This window comes from Gardnerella sp. c11Ua_71, from assembly GCF_055818025.1.
Window position 1 is genome coordinate 140,130 of the sequence record NZ_JARFVR010000004.1, and the last position, 21,876, is coordinate 162,005.

14 protein-coding genes are annotated in these 21,876 nt (G+C 38.3%); 10 read left to right on the forward strand and 4 right to left on the reverse strand.

Going from position 1 to position 21,876, the window contains the following annotated elements; translation table 11 throughout:
* The first annotated feature begins 310 nt into the window (after positions 1 to 310).
* The 3 genes from P0106_RS04375 to P0106_RS04385 all read left to right on the forward strand — a co-directional run bounded on the left by P0106_RS04375 (position 311) and on the right by P0106_RS04385 (position 5,672).
* Positions 311 to 1,138, forward strand: a complete 828-nt coding sequence (locus P0106_RS04375; protein ID WP_004111879.1) for an ABC transporter ATP-binding protein — start codon at positions 311 to 313, stop codon at positions 1,136 to 1,138.
* 17 nt (positions 1,139 to 1,155) lie between these two features.
* Positions 1,156 to 3,849 carry an ABC transporter permease gene (locus P0106_RS04380; RefSeq protein ID WP_009994141.1) on the forward strand — a complete coding sequence of 898 codons (2,694 nt, stop codon included), beginning with the start codon at positions 1,156 to 1,158 and terminating at the stop codon, positions 3,847 to 3,849.
* 371 nt (positions 3,850 to 4,220) lie between these two features.
* Positions 4,221 to 5,672, forward strand: a complete 1,452-nt coding sequence (locus tag P0106_RS04385) for a DNA topoisomerase 2-like domain-containing protein (protein ID WP_473730486.1) — start codon at positions 4,221 to 4,223, stop codon at positions 5,670 to 5,672.
* A gap of 206 nt (positions 5,673 to 5,878) precedes the next feature.
* Here P0106_RS04385 and P0106_RS04390 read toward each other — a convergent pair whose 3' ends face one another.
* Both P0106_RS04390 and P0106_RS04395 read right to left on the reverse strand, forming a co-directional pair.
* Entirely contained in the window at positions 5,879 to 6,610 is a 732-nt protein-coding gene (locus tag P0106_RS04390; RefSeq protein ID WP_013399561.1) for a response regulator, read from the reverse strand.
* Between the two features lie 23 nt (positions 6,611 to 6,633).
* Positions 6,634 to 9,162: a sensor histidine kinase gene (locus P0106_RS04395; protein WP_415681886.1), complete on the reverse strand. Its 2,529-nt coding sequence runs from the start codon at positions 9,160 to 9,162 to the stop codon at positions 6,634 to 6,636.
* A gap of 129 nt (positions 9,163 to 9,291) precedes the next feature.
* Between P0106_RS04395 and P0106_RS04400 the strand changes: the two genes are divergently transcribed.
* From P0106_RS04400 to P0106_RS04415, 4 genes are all read left to right on the forward strand, one after another.
* The gene (locus tag P0106_RS04400; RefSeq protein ID WP_285084984.1) at positions 9,292 to 10,671 is read left to right on the forward strand and encodes an alpha/beta fold hydrolase; all 1,380 of its coding nucleotides are present in this window, start codon (positions 9,292 to 9,294) and stop codon (positions 10,669 to 10,671) included.
* A 135-nt stretch (positions 10,672 to 10,806) separates the two neighbouring features.
* Entirely contained in the window at positions 10,807 to 11,610 is an 804-nt protein-coding gene (gene proC / locus P0106_RS04405) for a pyrroline-5-carboxylate reductase (protein ID WP_285084983.1), read from the forward strand.
* 57 nt (positions 11,611 to 11,667) lie between these two features.
* Entirely contained in the window at positions 11,668 to 12,756 is a 1,089-nt protein-coding gene (gene ychF, locus P0106_RS04410; RefSeq protein WP_119675524.1) for a redox-regulated ATPase YchF, read from the forward strand.
* Positions 12,757 to 12,871: 115 nt separating this feature from the next.
* Positions 12,872 to 13,627, forward strand: a complete 756-nt coding sequence (locus tag P0106_RS04415) for a L,D-transpeptidase (RefSeq protein WP_182831697.1) — start codon at positions 12,872 to 12,874, stop codon at positions 13,625 to 13,627.
* Between the two features lie 79 nt (positions 13,628 to 13,706).
* Here the strand turns inward: P0106_RS04415 and P0106_RS04420 are convergent, their stop codons facing one another.
* On the reverse strand, positions 13,707 to 14,768 hold the full coding sequence (locus P0106_RS04420) for a YeiH family protein (protein ID WP_410309135.1): 1,062 nt from the start codon (positions 14,766 to 14,768) through the stop codon (positions 13,707 to 13,709).
* Between the two features lie 240 nt (positions 14,769 to 15,008).
* Here P0106_RS04420 and P0106_RS04425 point away from each other — a divergent pair, with 240 nt between their 5' ends.
* From P0106_RS04425 to P0106_RS04435, 3 genes are all read left to right on the forward strand, one after another.
* Positions 15,009 to 15,377, forward strand: a complete 369-nt coding sequence (locus P0106_RS04425; protein ID WP_473730487.1) for a DUF488 domain-containing protein — start codon at positions 15,009 to 15,011, stop codon at positions 15,375 to 15,377.
* Positions 15,378 to 15,722: 345 nt separating this feature from the next.
* Positions 15,723 to 17,012, forward strand: a complete 1,290-nt coding sequence (locus P0106_RS04430; RefSeq protein ID WP_004121515.1) for a uracil-xanthine permease family protein — start codon at positions 15,723 to 15,725, stop codon at positions 17,010 to 17,012.
* Between the two features lie 148 nt (positions 17,013 to 17,160).
* The gene (locus P0106_RS04435; RefSeq protein WP_473730488.1) at positions 17,161 to 20,775 is read left to right on the forward strand and encodes a UPF0182 family membrane protein; all 3,615 of its coding nucleotides are present in this window, start codon (positions 17,161 to 17,163) and stop codon (positions 20,773 to 20,775) included.
* An 86-nt stretch (positions 20,776 to 20,861) separates the two neighbouring features.
* Here P0106_RS04435 and P0106_RS04440 read toward each other — a convergent pair whose 3' ends face one another.
* Positions 20,862 to 21,653: an ABC transporter permease gene (locus P0106_RS04440; protein ID WP_004121512.1), complete on the reverse strand. Its 792-nt coding sequence runs from the start codon at positions 21,651 to 21,653 to the stop codon at positions 20,862 to 20,864.
* Positions 21,654 to 21,876 lie beyond the last annotated feature (223 nt).

The window sequence follows — 21,876 nt, forward strand, 5'->3', positions numbered from 1 at the left end:
ATTCTTTAATTGATTGGTGTTTTAGTTATCTAATTGATTTATTTTGAATTAAATAATCTATTTGGAATGCAAATTTAGATCTGTAATATTACGCCTGTGAATTTAAGCCTCTCATACTGGCTCTCATACTAAAGTATGACGATTTTATATAAGAGCATTTTTATATCAAAATTTAATATCAAAATTCCTATTATTTCAATGAGAATATCAGCCTTACGCACTATAGAGAATGCGTTTTTAATCCCGTAAATTGTAATTGTAAGGTAATTCCAATACTTGTAAGGAACTGCAAAAGTAAGCGAGGTGCAAAATGAGTGTTGAAAATAGTCAAGATACGCGTTTTACGCAAATGAATTATTCCGCTCAAGAAGGTTTGATTGGCGAGACTGCGGTTGCAGCTTTGCATGTTGTTAAAGATTTTGGCAAGGGTGCAGGCATTGTTCACGCTTTGCGAGATGTAAGCGTTAGTTTCGAGCGCGGCAAGTTTACTGCGATTATGGGTCCTTCGGGTTCTGGAAAGTCAACTTTAATGCATTCTTTGGCTGGTCTTGACAGCGTTAATTCTGGAAAAGTTTTGGTTGACGGCCTAGATATTACAGGCATGAGCGATAAGCAGCTTACGCTTATGCGCCGCGAGATGGTTGGTTTTATTTTCCAAAGTTTTAATCTTCTTCCAATGTTTAGCGCTGAGCAAAATATTCTTATGCCTCTTACTTTGGCAGGCAAAAAGCCAGATAAGCAATGGTTTAATACTTTGGTTAATACTCTTGGCTTGCAAGATCGTTTAAAGCATAGGCCTGCTGAGCTTTCTGGTGGTCAGCGTCAACGCGTTGCAATTGCTCGAGCTTTAATCTCTAAGCCTTCCGTAGTTTTTGCAGACGAGCCTACTGGCAATCTCGACTCTGCTTCCAGCTTGGAAGTTTTGCATTTCTTGAAGAAGTCTGTAACGGAGCTTGGTCAAACTGTGATTATGGTTACTCACGACGCTGTTGCAGCGTCTTACGCGGATCGAGCAATCGTGTTTGCAGATGGTCAAATCGTTGAAGACGTGCAAAATCCTACTGCAGAAGGAATGAGCAAGATGCTTATGGAGCGTAGCGAGGCTGGCGTTAATAATCAGCCTGCTCAATTGCAATAAAAGGTGGTGAACTTAGAATGTGGAAAATCGCACTAAAACTTATGCGTAAAAGCGTGCGCATGCTAATCGCCTCTGGAATTGCAATTCTTATAGGCAGCATGTTTATGAGCGCTACTTTGCTTTTTGCAAACAGCGTTGATGACTTGATGGTTCGAAACGCAACAAATGAATTCGGTAGCGCAAATTATGCAATCTCATTTAGAAATCCTAACAGTTCTCCGAGTAGTGAAATTCATTATAAAGATCTTCATTTAGACGAAATATCGAAGATGCCTGGTGTTAACGGTATTCGTAGTGACGATGCTACTGCGCTTGTAAGAGTAGAAAAAGGTGATAAATCAGTTACGAGTATTGCTTGGTCTAATGGTTTGTATGGAAATCTTCCTGTGTATAAATCAACAGAAGGTAGAGATCCGCAAGAAATAGGCGAAATCACGCTTATTAAAAGTATTGCTAAATCAATACATGCAAATATTGGCGATACTATAACTTTGGTTAAAGTAGATGACACTGGCGGAGATAAAGAAAAATCGTACGATGTTCGTGTGGTTGGTCTTGTTGACGATGGAGAACATTCTCAAATACCATTTTCAAATCGCGGCACGTATCTTGGTGGCATAACGAACGATTTTTGTGCAAAACTCGAAAATATTGAGAATTTTGACAATCAAGTTGTGCAAAGCAAAGTGTACATGAGTATTGATGAATCTAAAATAAACGATTTATCTCCTAAGATTAACGCTTTGCTTCCTTCGAGATTCTCTCTTATGTCTAGGCACGAAGTTGGTGTGAGATCTGTTCGAAATGTGTCTAACGGCACTAATTTTGTGACTATGTTTTTGCTATCTTTTGGTATTCTAGCGTTGCTTATTTCTTCGCTTGTTATAGCAAACACATTCCAAGTGCTGGTTGCTCAACGCAGACGAACTCTTGCGCTTTTGCGCGTAATTGGCGCACAATCTCACCAGCTTTATGCTGCAGTTTTGCTTGAAGCTGCAATACTTGGAGTTATTTCCGCGGCTGTTGGTGTGCTTTGCGCAATCGGATTTATGGGCGCAATTAGTAACGTGAATATTAATTCTGGACCGTTATCTAAGATTCCTTTGATTGTTTCACTTCCGGCAATTGTGTGGCCAATAGCAATTGGCACGATTGTAACAGTTCTTGCGTCTATGAGTGCTGCGCGATCTGCTACAAAAGTAACGCCTATGGAAGCGCTACGACCAATGGATTTGATTAAAGATAAGCGTGCAAGCATTATTCGCGCTGTTTTTGGCGTTCTGTTTATTGTTGTAGGTATTTTAGCTACTGCTTTAAGTGCTACTTCTTTAGCGAGTATGATTGCTGGGAAGTCACCTAATGCTGGTTCTGACTCTTGGATGACTTTGCTTGGAGCAATGTTTGGTTGTGCGCTTGTTTTCATCGGAATTATTATTACAGCAACATTCTGGATGCCGTTCGCTATGAAGGCAACTGGCGCAATCATGGCACTTTGTGGGCCTGCTTCTAAAGTTGCCAACGCAAACGTGCAACGAAACCCTAGAAGAGTTGCAGCAACTGGAACGGCTTTGCTTATTGGCGTAACGCTTGTTTCTACAGTAGTAACGGGCGCAATATGTGGTAAAGCAACTCTTAAAGGTGTTGTTGATGACCGTTACAGTGTTGACATTATTATTCAAGGCAAGAATGTTGATGAATCTCTAGCTGCCGATATTTCAAAGATTAGTGGAATAAAGCATACTGAGTTGCTTCCTGCAGTTCCTATGACTTTTAAGAACGCTAAGGGCAAAACTGAGTATGCTATGGCAGCTGGAGTTGATAATGTAAATCAACTTAAAAATGTAATGCACACTGACCTTGATGGCGTTAATATAAACAAAGATTCTATACTTTTGCCTAAGTTTAATGAAGAAGGTGGAGAACCTTTTGAGCTTAAAAAAGGAAACCTTGATCTGCAAGCTTACGTAGAAAAGTACAGTTCTGGTGAAACAGACAGTGATAATATTACGCCATTTACTGGCACGAATACAGACTCTAGTAATAACGATAAGAGCATTACTGTAAAGCAAGTTCAGTTTAAGAAGTATAGAAATGTTAATATATATTCAAGGAATACTGCTTTTGTTAGCAAATCTTACTTCAATAACTACCTTAAGCCTACAACGCATATTCTGCTCATTTCGGTAGATTCTAGCAAAGCTAATCTTGTAGATATTGTTAAAAATATTAGAAATATTACATCTAGCTATGCGGAGGTTATGGCTGCTGGAAGCGTGTTTGAGCGAGCGCAGTGGGAGAGTGCTATCGACGTAATGATGATGTTGCTTGTTGGCTTAATAGCAGTAGCTGTTGTGATTGCTTTAATAGGCGTTGCAAACACATTAAGCTTGTCTGTTATTGAGAGAACCAAAGAATCTGCAACTTTGCGCGCAATAGGCATGACAAGAGGCCAGGTTAGAAGATCTCTTGCGTTGGAAGCAACGTTGATTTCCTTAACAAGCACCGTTTCTGGCTTGATTGTTGGAACAGTGTTTGGGTGGATTGGATCCTACATGGTGTTTAGCGTAATTGGCAAAGTTCCGTTTGTAGTTGATTGGGCTATTTACGCGGTTCTTGCTCTAATCGCTTTGCTTGCAGCGCTTCTTTCTAGCGTTCTTCCGGCTCGTAGAGCAGTGAAGTCTTCGCCAGTAGTTGCGCTCGCAGAAGAATAAACTATATGTTGTTATAACATATATTAAGTTAATTATAAAAACAGAAATAATGCTGGTGTAGTTGTGCATCAGCATTATTTTTTTCTACATAACGTGCGACACGCAGAAAAAATAATGTGATGTACATCAAAAAAATAAATAAATTTTATGCATAAAATACAATTGTTTAGATATTATTAATATGGATTTATATTTTTATCGAGAAAATCGAAAAAATTAAGTATTAAATATTTGTTATAACAAGTTAATCGAAAAATTTTTCGATTATTTGACGTTGGAATCTTATTTATTTCTCTGTTATGCTCTTTGGTTGACTGCTGACATAAGCATAAATTAAATATGAGGCCGCTACGAGCAAGGAGTAGAAGAATATGGTAACGGTCAATAAAAAATCTGCCGCAGTGATTGCAGGAATCGTGTTGTTATTAATGCAAAGCCCAATGCCAGCGTGGGCACAAGAAGCTGTAAGTGGATCAGAACCAAATAATGTTGTCGATGCTTCTGATAACAAATTCGGTAAATTAGAAGATTTAGATTTGGGTGCTAAAGATCCAGAGACACAAGATGAATTACTTTCTAGTCGTAAAAGTGCAAAAAATAATTTAAAGATTTATGAAAACAAGTTAAAAGAATTAGAAATAAAAGTTAAGACTTTAAATGAACTTGTAAAAAAAGAATTGGAAGATAGTAATAATAAAACTGATAAAATTGAAGAATTAGAACGCAGAATGGAATCTGCTTCTGAATCTGATTTTGATCGTCTTAATGGAGAGAAAATCAAGCTAGATGAAGATAGAAAAAATATAGAAAACAATCTTAGAGACAATACTAAAAAGTTGAATTCTGCTGAAGAGGATTTGAGAAAATATAATATATATTCACAAAATGCAAGGCAACAAGTAGCAGAATATGAACGAAAACTTAAGGATAATTTTGGTGTAGATATCAATGATCTTAATAAGGAAGAAAATAAGGTTCAAGAAGAAACAATGAAGCCGGATTCTCCTACACCAGCTCCACGTACAGAGTCAGATACTACAGTTGATACGCCAAATGACTCTACTAAGTCGAAGAAAGAAGTTGAGAAGTCCATTCCAGAAGTAAAATCTCCAGATACTAAAGTTATTGAAGAAAAAGCTGCACAAGAAAAAGATTCTGTGCAGACTCAGCCGAAGGATTCTAAAGTTGATTCGCGGTCTTCAGATAATAAATTTGCATCTTCTGAATATAGATCTTCGCAAGTAGAATCATTAGAATCTAAGAAATCTAAAGCGAAGAGTGTTGAAGTTGAATCGACTACTTCTTCATCTGTAGCAGCACGCCCAGCAGAATCCTCTGTAACACCATTTGCTCCAGTTTCTGAATCAAAGGTTATCCCACAGAATGCTACATCCAAGGAAATTCCTGCGGCTTCTGTTGGAAACTCACAAAATGCATCTGCTGTTTCTCCTGCGTCAGATGTTTCTGCTGCTTCCGCAAATGTGAGCACTACTGCACCAGTTGCAGCGCAGACAGCATCGCCAGTATCTCATCCAGCAGAATCCGAAGCAAATAACGCTTCTAGTAGCGAAAAAAGCGATTCTCAAAATACTGAAGAAGATAAAAAAGATGAAAATACGGAAAATGAAGAGGTAAAAGAAGATTCCAAAGCTCTTGAAGAAGCCGATAAGTTATCTGAAGCTAAAAGCGATAACGCAAAAGCACCATCGAACAACAATAATCTTGTAGTTGCTGGCGCTGTTGTAGGAACAATGGCAATAGGTGGTTCTGCAGCTGCAGGTATTTATATGAGTCGCGGTGGCAAAATTCGCTTTTCTAAATAAAACTTAGGATTGCTGATAATCAAATACAGATAGCTAAAATAGCTTAATGCGAATATAAATAGCACAAATAATATAAAAAAATTAAAATGCGGTTGCAATTCGATCGTTCAATGAAGAATAGATTAATTTTGCAGCCGCATTATTTTATAGAAAAGATTTATTGTTTATAAGAACAGCCGCATTATTTTTTATTTTTATAAGAATAATTAAACAAGACCATTTTCGTAAGCGAACACAACAGCTTGAACTCTGTCTCTTGCGTCGATTTTTCCCAAAATATGAGCAACATGCGTTTTAACTGTTGGCAAGCTAATAAACAGTTTATCAGCAATCTCTTGGTTAGACAGTCCGTGAGCAATTTCAATGAGTACTTCGCGCTCGCGATCTGTTAAATCATTTAAGTAAGAATTGTAAGCGTTTGCGTTTTGTTTGCTTCTAGACGCATTTTCTGTATTTTCTTCTTCCGATGCAATACTTTCGTTGCTCGGCTTAGAAATCATCGACTCAATTAAGCGCTTTGTAGCAGTTGGAGCAATAATTGCGTTTCCTTGATACACAGTTCGTATTGAATTAAGCAATGTTTCTGGCTCTGTATCTTTAAGCAAGAATCCAGATGCGCCCGTATGAATTGCAGCCATAACGTATTCGTCTAAATCAAAAGTTGTTAAAATAATAATGTGCGTGTTGCTATTAGCATCTTCTTGCAAAATTTTGCGAGTTGCTTCCAAGCCGTCCATGTTAGGCATGCGCACGTCCATCAAAATAACGTCTGGATTTTCCTTTGACGCAACTTCTACAATTTCATTGCCATTTGAAGCTTGCGCAACAACTTGCATGTCTTTTTGCGAGTTGATTACCATAGCAAATCCTGCGCGCACAAGCTCCTGATCGTCTGCTATTGCTACGCGAATTACTTCATTGTTTTCCATATGTTCCATAATATCAACTTACTGTTGCTTATTTAATGTGTTGTGTTTAATGCGTTGTGTTGAATTTGCTCATCAAGTGGTGCAGCAGGGCGAACCGCAATCTCAGAAACATTTGCACTATTATTTGCTGAATTAACGCTTGATCCTGTTTCTCGCAAAATTCCAAGCAATTTTCGCATATATTTTAGTGCTGAACGACCTTCGTCACTAATATTTTTGAAAGCTTTACTAATTGCTTCACTTTGTTCTTGTAGTTGCTCAGGTTCTTTTGACTTTTGATTTTCTGCATTACTATTTGTTTTTTCGTATTTATTAAGCATATCAATTCCGCTATTTGCGGCATCAATTACTTTATGCAATGTAACTGCAACTTTTTGCTGAATATTTGCGCTAATACGCTGCCTTTCGGCATTTGCTGCAAGTACTTCTAGCTGTTTTTGTTCTTGTTCTAATTCTGTTCTGCGCGCTTTTAGAATCAGCAAATTATTGTCATCGTTTCTGCGGTAATAAGCAAATGCAATAGCAGCAAAACAAATTAATGCAACTATAAAACCAAAAATTAATCCTACGGACGCCATTTGCATAATGTCATAAAAATTAGTTGTGTACGCATTAGATGCAAAAAATCGTATTGGAGTTTCATTTTGTGGAATATTTTTTGATGCAACACCAATTTTTACAGCAAAAATAGCAGATTCGGCGAGCACTACTGCGCTAACCCATTGCCATGCGTGCTTTTTGCCATAGAGCACAGCCGCATAAACAATGGTTGGTATAAAGAAATTAGCAAATAAAATATTAGGCAAGCATATAAGTTGTATTGCAGAAAATGCTGCTGCAACAATTGCGCACGTAGTCGGAGCTTTTCTACGAAACATAAATGGAATCATAGTAGTAAGCGTAAGTATTCTATAAAGTATTTGTAATGAAAGCGAGCTTGAATATTGTGAAGTCATTCCAGTTCCAACAATAAAATCGTAAGTTGGTATAAAAAGCATTAGAACAGTCCAAGGTGATGCATAAATAACATCGCCAATAAGCCAATGTTGTTCAAACCATTGTGATACTTTCTCAATCCTATTTTGTGAATTATTTGTCGCTGGCAAAACTTTTGATGAGGTTTTATCGCTTGTATTTTCTGGTTTTTCTTGCGTTGATAATGGATTATTAACTTTTACGTTTTTATAACTAACATTAGGAATACTATTTAGTGCAGAAGCAGTAGTGTTTGATTGGTCTGTGCTGTAAGAATATGGAATAAAAGCAACAATACTAAATGTTCCATCATTGAGTTTTCCATAATCAAGCGTTCCGTGAAGATTTTCAATGCGCTCTTTCATGCCAATCAAACCATAACCATTTTTATGTGGCACACCACTATTTTGCTCTTGATTAGCTTCAAGCTTGTGTACTTCGTTTGTGATTTTTAGTGTTAATCCTTGTTCGTTCCACTGTTCGTGAATGTTTATTTTAATGCCATTTCCTGCGTGCTTCCGAATATTAGTAAGAGATTCTTGAACAACGCGGTATGCAACGGTTTGTGCGTCCGTGTTAAGTCTATTTTGAGAATTTATGCCATCAACAGTGTGCCAAAAAATGTTATTAGGAGATGCAATTTTTGCTTGCTCAATAAGCGAAGGTATGTGATTAAAATCCAATTGAGCGGATGGAGCGTCTGTTAAAGCTTCTAGCAGTCGACGCATGTCGTGAACGGCGCGCTCGGCTTCGTTTTTAATAATATGCATTGTTTTTTTAGCAAGAGAAATATCTTGTGTTGCTGCATAGCGACCACCGTCTGCTTGAACAATAATAATAGAAAGCGTGTGAGCAACAATATCGTGCATATCCCTAGCGATTCTAGCGCGCTCTGCAGTAACAGCAATATGCTGAGCTTTTTTTCGGTACGCGCGAATATCGTTATTGTTCTCTTGTAAAAGTTGAATAGTGTGCACGTGAGTGCGCTGCCAGTAGCCAATAATAACCGTAATTGTAGTAATAATAATTGCAAAAATTATAGTAGGAATTGCAAAATCAAGTATAATTGAAACGCAGTTTCTTATGTTGCTACTATTTATATTTTGTACACTACAAGAATAACTAGCTTTTAAATGATTGATGCCATATATTGGCCCCATTACAATATTCCACGATATTGCTGCGCAAGATAATACTGTTGTTACGTAAGCTGCAATAACAAAAGCTTTTGAATGTTCTGGATTTCCGCGAGCAATAGCATTAACAAGCAGCACAAAACCAAAGAAATCAGCAAAAAGTTGAGTAGGGCCAAATATTACTTGCAAAATGCATGCAACAATAAAAATAACAGCTGTGTGTTCGGGCCATATTCTTCGTACTGAAAGTAATGATGCAACAACAATATTTATAAGATAGGTTGTAATTAGTGAACTTTGCGTCAAGAATCCGTCAACATTGTTTATAGGATACCGATTGCTTGAAAGTGTAAAAAGAATAAGTGGAATAATGCCCCACAATATATCGTTTAGCGTAAGCTCAGTGCGTAAGCGTTGTATAGCTCTGTTAAACGTGTGAGATATTTTCATAATTACTAGGCTAGTACACAGCACTTTATAGAACAATCGAACTTTAGTATTATTTATATAAGAGTGTGTATTTTTGTATGTGATTTGTTATTGCAACGTTGCATGCGAGTGCAGAAAGGAATGTTTACAATGGCACTGCTAGCAAAGTATTACGTACCAGGATTGTATGTAGAAGAGCGCGCAATCGATGTTCCTTTAGACTGGGAGCAAAACACTCCAGGCGATTCTATTAAAGGGGAGACGATTCGCCTATTTTGCAGAGTTATTTGTGCTCCAGAACATGTGCATGACGATTTGCCTTTGCTAGTGTTTTTGCAAGGAGGCCCAGGGGGTCAGTGCCCTCGTCCGCTTTCGCCGTCTAGCGATGGTTGGATTCAAGATGCCGTTAAGCATTTTCGTGTTGTTCTTCCAGACCAGCGTGGCGTTGGGCGCTCTTCTAGAGTAGATGCTTCTACGATTAAGCGCATGGCAGACGACGGCGTGAGCGTAGAGAGGCAAGCATGGTATTTAAAGCGATTCTTAGCTGATTCTATTATTCGCGATTTTGAGCATTTGCGCTTAACTGAGTTTAATGCAAAGCCGTGGGTTTCTTTGGGTCAAAGTTATGGTGGATTCTTAACGCTTACGTATTTGTCTCTTTTTCCACAGGGCTTACTTGCAAGCTTTACAACGGGCGGTATTCCTCACATTCCAGCTAATGCTCTAGAAGTTTACGAGCACACGTTCCCGCGTATGGCTAGAAAAACTGAGCAATTCTACGAGCGTTATCCGCAGGATGTTGCGCGCGCTGCAGCTATTGCAGATAGGATTTCTCAAGGAGATGTTTTCTTGCCTAATGGCGAAAAGCTTACGGTTGAGCGCTTTCAGACTCTTGGTTCATCTTTTGGCATGAAGCCAAGTTTTGAAAGAGTTCATTGGCTTATTGACTCTGCATTTTCGGATGGAGATGGCTCTCTTAAGGCGTTTAAACATGGTGGTGGAACAGCAGACGGCTATTTAAGCGATGAGTTTCTTTATGGAGTTATGGATGCAACATCTTCTAGTCCGCTATATTGGCCACTGCAAGAGTTCATTTATGCGGATGGTGAATTAGATCATCCAATTCGTTGGGCAGCTCAGCAAGTTCGAGAAACAATGCCAGAGTTTGCTGGCAGTGCGCGTCCGCTTTTGTTTACTGGCGAAGCTGTGTTTCCGTGGATGTTTGATCAGCAAAAAGCTTTGCAACCGTTCTTGCCAGCTGTTGATTGCATGATGAACGATATGCAATTTGGCAAGATTTACGACTTAGATCAACTCGCAAATAATGAAGTTCCTTTGCAAGCAGCGGTTTATTTCGATGACTTGTATGTTGATTCTGGTCTTCAGCTAGACACTTTGTCTCATATTTCTAACTCTCATTATTGGACTACTAACGAGTTTGAGCACGATGGTGTTCATGGAAACTTTGTGTTCCGTCATTTGCTAGAAGAGGCAAAGAATCGTGGAGATTTAGAGACTATATATAAGTGATATAAGTCATATAAGTAACTTTTGATTAAAGTACCTAACAAATGATTAGATGTACAAGTTGTATATACAAACGATTAGATGCTTAATAGAAAGTTAGTATTTAGTTTATTGTTTACTTATTAGGGAGATTAGTTAATGAGTTCTAACTCAATTGGAACCGTTGGATTTATTGGCTTTGGAAACATGGCTCAAGCGATTGCGCAAGGCCTGATTCGCGCTAATATTTTACAAGGAAAAGATATGGTTGCATGTGCAGCCCACTTTGAAAAACTTGTTAATACTACGAGCAAATTTGGTGTAAAAGCTTTAAAAAGTGCGTGTGAAGTTTGCGATGCTAGTGATATTTTAATTCTGGCTGTAAAACCAAATCAGATTGAAGAAGTTCTGCAGCCTATCGCAAAAACTATTGTGGATAGAAAAATAGCAATTATATCCGTTGCAGCGGGCTGGACTATTAAGCATTACCAGAATCTACTTGGAAAAAATGTTCACGTGCAATGCATTATTCCAAACACGCCAATCGCAGTTTGCCAAGGAGTCACTTTAGCAGAAAATGAAAATACGCTAACAGATAGTCAACTAGAAGCTTTTAGCGCGATTTTTGAGCCTATATCTTTAGTTGAACGAGTAGATAGCGAGCACATGAATATTGCAATGTGTGTTTCTAGCTGCGCTCCAGCTTTTACAGCTATGTACATGGAAGCTTTAGCGGATGCTGGCGTAAAGTACGGTCTAAAGCGAGATTGCGCATATCGTTTGGCTGCAAAGATGATTGAGGGAGTAGGTGCTCTGTATATGGATACTCGCATTCATCCAGGCGTTATGAAAGACGCAGTATGTTCTCCTGGCGGCACTACGATTCGAGGTGTTGCAAAGCTAGAATCGTGTGGTTTTAGGGGAGATGTTATCAGCGCTGTTGATGCAATTCAACAAAAATAAAACAATACGAGTATAGTGGAGTCGTCAATTCCTCTAGCTGGTCTAAAGTAGGTAATTATGTCTTTAACAATTGGAATCGTAGGTTTACCTAACGTTGGTAAATCGACTATGTTTAATGCTCTAACAAGAAATAACGTTTTAGCGGAAAATTATCCGTTTGCAACAATCGAACCGAATACAGGTATTGTGCCTTTGCCAGATAAACGTTTGCCTGTTTTAGCGAAGCTTGTTAAAACCGAGAAAATAGTTCCAGCAACCGTTACATTCGTTGATATTGCAGGAATTGTTAAGGGTGCTAGCGAAGGTGAAGGCTTGGGAAACAAATTCCTTGCTAATATTCGTGAAGCAGATGCCATTTGCGAAGTTGTTCGTGCATTTAACGATGATGACATTGTGCATGTTAATGGCAAGGTAGATCCAGCAGACGATATTGACACAATCAACACGGAGCTTATTCTTGCTGATTTGCAAACAATCGAGAATGCTTTGCCAAAGTTAGAAAAAGATTTACGTGGTAAAAAAGTTACTCAAGAATACGTGAATACTGTAAATAAGGCTAAGGAAATTCTTGAATCTGGTAAGACGATTGATCAGGCTCATAATGAGAAGTTGATTAATAAAGACGACGTTTACGATTTGCATTTGCTTACTGCTAAACCTTTTATTTACGTGTTTAACGTTGACGATTCGGAGCTTTCTGATGACTCTTTGAAGTCTAAGCTGGCGGCATCTGTAGCTCCAGCAAAGGCTATTTTCTTGAATGCGCAATTTGAGTCGGAGCTTACTGAGCTTGATGAAGAAGATGCTCGAGAAATGTTAGCTGATGCGGGCTTGCAAGAATCTGGATTGGATCAGCTTGCGCGCGTTGGCTTTGATATTCTAGGGCTTCAAACCTATTTGACGGCTGGCGTTAAAGAAGTTCATGCATGGCAAATTCATAAGGGTTGGACAGCTCCGCAAGCTGCAGGCGTTATCCACACTGATTTTGAGCGTGGATTTATTAAAGCAGAAGTTGTTTCATACGATGATTTTGTTGAAGCTCAAGGCTCAATGGCTAAAATTAAGGAAGAAGGAAAGCTTCGTCTTGAAGGCCGCGATTATGTTATGCAAGACGGAGATATTGTTGAATTTAAGTTTAATGTGTGATTAGTTAAACAATTTGTCTAAACAATAATCATATTAATGTGTAACGGCGCTGCTTAGGTACTGTAGTATAGTATCAGAGTAGCGCCTTTTTATTTTGTTTATTTATGGAGATTTTATGAATATATTTTATTCTTTAAGAAGCGTTCTAAGGTCACTTATTGCGCGATTAGTGAAATATATTATTAGCTTAAAATCTCCAGAGAATCGCAAAATTTTCTATAAGCGCGTTTCTACTATTCTAGTTATTTTAATCTTTTTCAGCTTTGTTGGTTTTCAAGTATCTCATGTGATTGAAGAAGTAAATAGTCGAATCTCTACTAATACAAAATCTTATTATTCAAAACGCAAAAACAATAAGAGTAATAAAAGTAATAAAAAATCTAAAATAAAGATAGATTACTCAAATAAGTCTTTAGATAATCCATTAATTAAATCTTCTGATTTATGGAAAATTCCTACAGGAGGTCAGTATCCGAATCTTTCTGGTGTCGATGCAAATCATTTACATGTAAATGTAGACCTTAAAAAACAACGTGTTTATATTTATGCGAATAATAATCTTGTTTATACGATGATCGTTAGCGCTGGAATGGATGAATCAACTCCTAAAGGTGATTATAAAATTGGTGCACGAGGTGACCATTTTTATAATGATAGAGAAAAGATGGGTGGCGATTATTGGGTTGGTTTTATAGGTTCTGAATATTTATTCCACTCTGTGCCAACTAGGTTTAATTTTGGCGATTATATTGTTCCAGAGGCTCAAAAGCTGGGTGTTCCTGCGTCTCATGGATGTGTTCGGTTAAGTGTGCCTGACTCTAAGTGGTTCTATTCGTATATTCCAGATGGGACTTCTGTACACATTGAATAACTGAAATATTTATTGATTATATATGCAAAGAGGATTCCCTTAAGGGAATCCTCTTGTTTCTTTTATGTTGTCTGTTCTATTAGAAGAACAAAATACTTGCACCACAGGCCAACACAACTAGAACTATAGAAGCCAAGAAGCTTGCCAAGAACGCTGCTTTTCCTTGCTTAAATATAACTCTAAAGTTTACGTTGATTCCAAGAGCAGCCATTGCCATTCCTAGGAATACGTATCCTGCGTCAACAAGTAGGGATGCGTAAGATGAAACAAAAGGCACATATGTACCAATAACGGATGCTGCAATAAAACCGAGCATAAACCATGGGAAGTTAATCTTGCGTTTTCCGTTATCTTCTACTTGGCTGTGACGAGCATTCCACCAAATTGCAATAAAGATTGATGTAGGAACAAGCATAAGAACTCGTGTAAGCTTCATGATTGTTGCAATGTCAATGCTTCCAAAAGCTCCGCCTGCTGCAACGGCGTGTGCGATTTCGTGAAGGGACGCTCCAGCAGCAATTCCAAGTTGCTGCTTAGTCATTCCAAAATTAGGAAGAATAAAGATTTCTGCCAAAGCATAAATTGTGCCCATTATTGCAACTGTTGCAACAGCCATAACTTCGTTTTGTTCTTTTTCATCTTCTTCTTGTGGAGGTACAGGCATGGAGCCAGAAAGACCCATAACAGCTGCTGCTCCGCAAATGCTCGTTCCACCTGCTGTTAGCATTGCAAGCTGAGGACTTACTTTAAGAAGTTTTGCAATGTTATAAGTAACGCAAACCATAACAGCAACGAGTACAGCTGCGATTGGTAGGCACTTTAAACCTTGAGTGAATAGGACGTGCAAATTTAGCTTAAAGCCTAGCAAAATAATACCTAGGCGAAGAAGCTTATTTGCAATTAGACCAGCAGAAGATTTAACTCCAGCTCTTCTAGAATCATTATTCAACTTGTATACGTGCAAAGGCAGCTGCAGAGCCATACCAATAAGCAACGCAATAATAAGTGCTCCCAAAAGGCTTAAGCCTGGGAACTGCTTGAGCCAGCTACCAATTAAGGAAGCTAGAAGAGTCAACACTGCTATAAGAGCCATGTTGATGGTGCAGATTTTCTTTTTCCAAGTATCAAAGAAATTAACCATTTGGCTAATTATTCTCCCATAATCGGACAAAAGAGAACAAAAATTCAAAAAAATTTAAACATTTATTTGCATTTCGGCTTGATTACAAGCAACACGCTAAAAATAAAAATCACATAATAAAACATATTCGATAAAAATCTATCGTAGTTTTGTATTAGTTCAATTCATATTGTTCTTAATTAAATCGTGTTGAAAAAAATCATAATTGTGTAATCATTGTATGTAGTTAAAGAGGTAATTATGTGCAATATTAATATTCAAATTAAACGTGTTTATGAATCATTTGATGAACATGATGGCTTGCGAATATTAGTAGATAGATTGTGGCCTAGAGGCATAAGTAAAGAAAAGGCAAATCTTGATTTGTGGTGTAAAGATATTGCTCCATCAAGTGATTTGCGAAAATGGTTTAGTCATAAGCCTGAGCGCTTCAAAGAATTTTCTAATCGTTATGTTGAAGAGCTAGACGAGAATCAAGATTGTGTAAACCAAATAGTAGATATATGTAGAAAAAATAAAAAAGTAACATTTTTATGTGGAGCGAAAGATCCGCGTATAAATCATGCAATTGTGTTAAAAGATTATATTCAAAATGTTTTACAAAATTAAGATTGTAATAAGTAGATTTAATCCATAAGCAAAAGTTTATAAGTATAAACTTTTATTAGTAATAATTAGTTGTGTTTTATCTGTTTTCGACACACCGATTTTCCTTGATATTTCAATGAAAATAACATGTAAATTTGTTATTTTTAAAATTGCCTCGACACTTTATGATTAGTACATTAGAATGTCCACTTGGCTAAGGGGCGGCGGTTGATGGCGACCTCTGCGGAAGCTGCCAAACCTGCGCTCGAGTAGTGCTTGTTTTTTTTTTTAAGCTGGCGCTTGTTTTGGTGGTTGTTTTTCAATCACAAACGTATATATAAACTTGTTTTATGCAAGGAGAAAACGATGAAATCGTTGTTTACATGGCAGCTTCATGGTGACGGAAAAACTTTGAAGCCAGGAGAAGTAGTAGAGCCAGATGAGCGTTTAACTTGGACTCGTACTGCTGGTATTGGCGCTCAGCATGTTATTGCTATGTTTGGCGCAACATTCTTAGTGCCAATTCTTACTGGCTTTGATCCGTCTACTACTTTAATGTTCACGGCTCTTTCCACGGCACTGTTCTTACTTATCAACGCAAATAAGCTTCCTAGTTATTTAGGAAGCTCTTTTGGTCTTATAGCGCCTGTTATGGCTGTAACTGCAGCACATAAGGGCATTGCTGTAGCAAGCTTTGGCATTATGTGCACTGGTTTGCTTCTTGCTTTAATCGGTGTGCTTGTGCATTTTGCAGGAGCAAAGTGGATTGACATTATTATGCCTCCTGTTGTTAACGGTGCAATCGTTGCAATCATCGGCTTTAACTTGGGCCCAGCTGTTTGGGGCAACTTCCAAAAAGCTCCAGACACCGCTTTGGTAACTCTGGTTGCAGTTATGCTTATTGCAGTGATTTTCCGCGGTCTTCTTGGACGATTGAACATCTTGCTTGGTGTTCTTGTTGGCTACGCGTATGCATGCTTCCAAGGTCAAGTTGACTTTAGTAAGATTGAGCAAGCAGCTTGGATTGGCTTCCCTAAGTTCCACACTCCGCAAGTCGACTTCTCTGTTTTGCTTATGTTCTTGCCAGTTGTGCTCGTTCTTATTGCAGAAAACGTTGGTCACGTTAAGTCTGTAGCTCAAATGACTGGCCGCGACTACGATTCCAAGATTGGTACAGCTTTGTTTGCAGACGGCTTAGGCACTGCAATAGCTGGTTGCTTTGGCGGTTGCGGTACTACGACTTATGGCGAAAACATTGGCGTTATGGCTGCAACAAAAGTGTATTCTACTGCCGCTTATTGGTGCGCTGCATTCTTTGCATTCGTGTTAAGCCTTTGCCCAAAGTTTGGTGCAATTGTAAACTCCATTCCAGCAGGCGTTTTGGGTGGTGTAACCACTTTGCTTTACGGCATGATTGGCATGATTGGCGTTCGCATCTGGGTAGAGAACAAGGTGAACTTCGATAAGCCAGTTAACATTATGATTGCTGCAATCGTTATGATTATTGGCATTGCTAACTTCCAATTTGCTGTTTCTGGAATTCAGTTCAATGGTATTGCAATCGGCACTGTTGTTGTGTTGGTTGTTTACCACGTAATGAAAGCAATTGGAAAGCTCACTGGAACAATCGCTAAAGACGATCCAGATGTTGCCTAGCTTAAATGCTTATATGATTTAATTTAATCAAATTAGGCGCGTTCGCTACTTTGCGAGCGCGCTTTTTTGTAATTATTTTTGATTACACAACAAACGCAACAAACACAACAAGTAGATTAGGAATAATTAGTATAGTACTATTAACCTTATGTTGAAAGTCATCATAGAAATAATCATTGGCGTTGCATGGGCTGCTTTTGGCGCGTATATGGCTAGAAAACCTAAAAACACTAAAGTGCATAAGCGTTCTGATTATTCAAGCGATGGAAAGAAAAAGAGCAATCAAAATAATGATTTTGCCGATACTTCGTCCGATACTTCTACGGATGATTCCAGCGATCAAGATGTAGTTATCGAAAGCATTGATGAAGATAATAGCAATGCAAATGTTGTTGCAAATGTTGTTGCTAAAGATGAGTCTAAAGATGAGTCTAAAGATGAGTCTAATAGTAAAAACAAAGACAAGAATTTTTCAAAGTTTACAAAAAAAATAAAAGATTGGGCAGACTATTATACTGACGATGATGACCTCGGTGACATTTTTAGTGATCTATTAGAAGCTAAGAAAAAACTAGAAGACGAAGGCGATTTGCCAAAAAATAGCGATGCTAGCAAAGATAGCGAAAATAGCGAAAGCAATACTAGCAATATTAGCGATAATAGTGAAAGCAATAAAAGCGATAATAAAAGCTCAAATAGTAAGGAGAATAATCGCTATATGAGAATAGATTTTGATGTAAATAAGTTTGTTGGAAAATCAAGAAAATGGCGTTGGATTATTGTTGCAATAGTAGTCGCAATAGCGTTTATATGCTCAATTATTTTTGGTTTTTCTACTTTTATTACAGATTGCATGTGGTATGCGCAACTTGGATTCGAGAGCGTAATCTGGATTCAACTAGCCGCTAAAATCGGCGTTTGGGCTTTGTATGCTCTGCTTATGGCTGCGTTCGGGTATTTGTCTGCATATATTGCGATTAAAAAACGCCCTGGAAGCGAAGATGGCGTATATGTTAAAGAAAAAGGCAATATTTTAGACACTAAAAAGGGAATAAGCTCTAAGCTTGCAATGCATGTTGCAGGAGTTGTGTCTTTGATTGTAGGTGCTGTGTTTGGAATGCAATTCTATAGTCATTGGGTGCAAATTTTGCTTATGTTTAACTACCAATCGTTTGGTATTAAAGATCCACAATTTGGATTTGATAACGGTTTTTACGTGTTTGCTTTGCCAGGATTGCGACTTTTTACAAGAGCGTTTATTGTTCTTCTTGCTGTTTCTTTGCTATTTAGCGTTATAACAAACGCTTTAATGGGAGCTGTAAGGATTACGCTGCCTGTAGGCGGCAAGGGCATTTTTAACATAACTAAAAGTGCAAGGCGCCAAATTTCTGCATGGTTTATGCTCGTTATTATTTTCTGGTCCGTTTTGCAAATATTAGATGTATTTGCGATTGTAAATTTGGATGGTTCTAAGATTACTGGCGGATCTTACACAGATATGAATGCTGGCGTTCCTTCCAGCATTGCAATGGCTGTAATAACACTAATTGTTGGAATTGTTATAACAGCGTGGCTGCTAAAGTCTCATGCTCTTAATGGAAATGTAAAAATCGGTACGCGTTTTGCTGTAGCTGTTAAAGCTTGGCGCACGCCTGCTATAGCTGTTGCGTCTTTAGTCGTATGCGCTATGGTTTTGTCTTTTGCTTGGCCTGCTCTTTTGCAACGTTTTAAGGTAGCACCGAATGCTCAAGAATTAGAAGCCACTTATATTCAGCGAAATATTGATGCAACTAAGTTTGCGTATGGCTTAAATAATGTTAAAAAAGAATCGTATAACGCTACTTCGGAAGGAAAGTCGGGAGCGCTTGCAAAAGAAGCGGAGTCTACTGCACAAATCAGGCTTTTAGATCCTCAAGTAACTTCTCCAACATTCCGCCAATTGCAGCAATCTAAGCAATACTATACTTTTGCAGATACTCTTTCTGTAGATAAGTACGACATTGATGGCGTGAGCCAAGACACGGTTATTGCTGCAAGAGAGCTTGATTTAGCTGGAAACGATAATCGAAATTGGGTTAATGACCACACTGTTTATACGCACGGATATGGCGTTGTTGCAGCTTACGGAAATAAGGTTACTGCAGATGGTCAGCCGCAATTTATGGAATATGGAATTCCAACTCAAGGAAAGCTTACAAAGTTGAAGAAGTATGAGCCGCGTATTTACTTCTCGCCAAACGCTCCAAAGTATTCTATTGTTGGTTCTCCAAAAGGCACTGCTCCTTGGGAATTTGATTATCCAACTGGTTCAAATGGTGCTTTAACAACGTTTAAGGGAAATGGTGGACCAAGAGTAGGAAACTTCTTCTCTAGGTTGTTGCACGCTATTCGTTTTGAGTCAGATCAGATTCTGTTCTCTGATAGAGTTACTTCTGATTCGCAGATTTTGTATGATCGTGATCCTAAGACTCGCGTTTCTAAAGTTGCTCCATACTTGACTTTAGATGGACGCGTTTACCCAGCGGTTGTTGACGGACGAGTTAAGTGGATTGTTGACGGATACACAACGTCCGATTCTTACCCATATTCGCAAATGACTGATTTTGGTCAGGTGACTCAGGATTCTACAACCACAACATCTCGTTCTATTAAAGGCTTAACGAATCAGCGAGCAAACTATATTCGCAATTCAGTTAAAGCTACTGTTGATGCTTACGACGGTTCGGTTGATTTGTATGTTTGGGATAAAAAGGACCCTGTGATTAAGGCTTGGAGATCAATATTCCCAGGTCATTATCACGATATTTCTAAGATTTCTGGCGATTTGATGAGTCATATTCGATACCCAGAAAGCTTGTTTAAAGTGCAAAGGCATTTGCTTGCAAAGTATCATGTTGACAGCGCAAGCCAGTTCTTCTCGGGAGAAGACTTCTGGCAGACTCCAGTAGATCCTACAGAATCTCAAAGTCTTCAGCGAGAAGATATTTTGCAACCTCCATACTATTTGACTTTGCAAACTAGAGGAGCAAACAAACCAGTATTTTCGCTTGTTTCCACATATATTCCTGCTGGAAAAATCACTCGAGAAATCCTAACTGGATTCTTGTCTGTAGATTCCGATGCTGGAAATGTTGCTGGAAAAGTAAGCGAAAATTATGGCAAACTAAGACTTCAAGAGTTACCTAAAGTTTCAAATGTTCCAGGACCTGGTCAAGCTCAAAACAACTTTAATGCTAATGCAAATGTTTCTAAAGAGTTGAATTTGCTTGAATCTGGCTCAACCAAAGTTAAGCGTGGAAACTTGCTTACATTGCCTCTTGGTGGAGGATTGGTTTACGTAGAGCCTGTTTACGTACAATCTAGCGGTTCTACGAGCTACCCATTGCTTAAGAAAGTATTGGTTGCTTTTGGAGATCAAGTTGGATTTGCTGACACTTTGGATGAAGCGTTAAACCAAGTGTTTGGAGGAAACTCCGGCGCAAACGCTGGCGATGCTTCCAATAATTCTGGCTCAAATGAAAATGCCTCCAATAAAAACAATGCAAATAATTCCAATAAGAGCGATGCTAAAAGTAGTGCAAATGCACCTGCAAAATCTAATTCTATTAGTGAAAAAGCTAGGATTGCACTTAAACGAGCAGCTCAAGCGTTGAAGGATTCTGATTCTGCAATGAGATCAGGGAATTGGCAAGCATATGGAAAGGCTCAAAAAGAGCTTAGCGATGCTATTAATGATGCAATGAGTGAAGAAGCTGTTAAGTAGAATTAGAAGACAGTTTTGGAACAATAAAAATTAATGCCGAACATAATCGATTACATTATGCTCGGCATTAATTTTATATATCAGTTTTACAGTTGATTATCTGGATCTTCATCGTCTTCCACAGGACCTAGAAGAAGTTTTTCGGCTGCATTTATAACAAGCATTAGAAGAGCTGTAAGAATTATTATTGCTATAGTTGCTGAAAAAATAAGTGGAGTTCTAAAAGAGTTATATGCGGATTGAAGCCAAATGCCCAAGCCGTTTCTAGCTCCTAAATATTCTGCTGTAGCAGCTGTTCCTAAAACATATGCTGCGCTAATTTTAATTCCTCCAAAAATTTGCCTAGCCGCTACGCGCAACTTAACATGCCACAAAGTCCAAGTAGCATTAGCTCCACAAGTTAATGCAACATCGGTATAAAAACTAGGAACTGCGTCTAATCCTCGAACAGTTTGAACAGCAATAGGAAACATGCTAAAAATCATTACTATTACTATTTTCCCAGACATTTCAAATCCAAACCAAATCAAGAAAATTGGTGCAATGGAAATTAAAGGCATAGTTTGAGCCGCGCACAGTAATGGGAATAAAGCAGACTTAACTAGCTTAGAAACGTGGAAAAATACGCCCAGAAGAATTCCGCATATTATTGCTAATGCAAAGCCAATAACTGTTTCTTGAGTTGTTATTAGTGCAGCAGGCAATAGAGTAGGGAATGATTCAATTGTGTCTTGCGCAATAGAAGTTGGTGCAGGAATAAGATTTGGCGATATCTTATAGTATTGGCAAGCAAATTGCCATAGAATCAGCACAATTGCTATTGATATTACAGTTGGCAGACACTTTGCAAGCGTAGTCTTTAAACGCGATTGCGTCATTTATTTTCAATCCTTTTCTTGAATATTAAAATAGTGACATAAAAATAGCGACTGCTGCCCCAATCGCATAAATTCAGAAATAAGAATAGCACGTGTATTCTATCAGAATCTTATGTTTGTAACATGATTACTAATTTGTCGATTAAATAGTGCATAATCAGAATGTTTCGTGAGTCAATGTGTGGCAAACCTAGTCAAACTCTTAGAGCTTGATAGGGGGCAT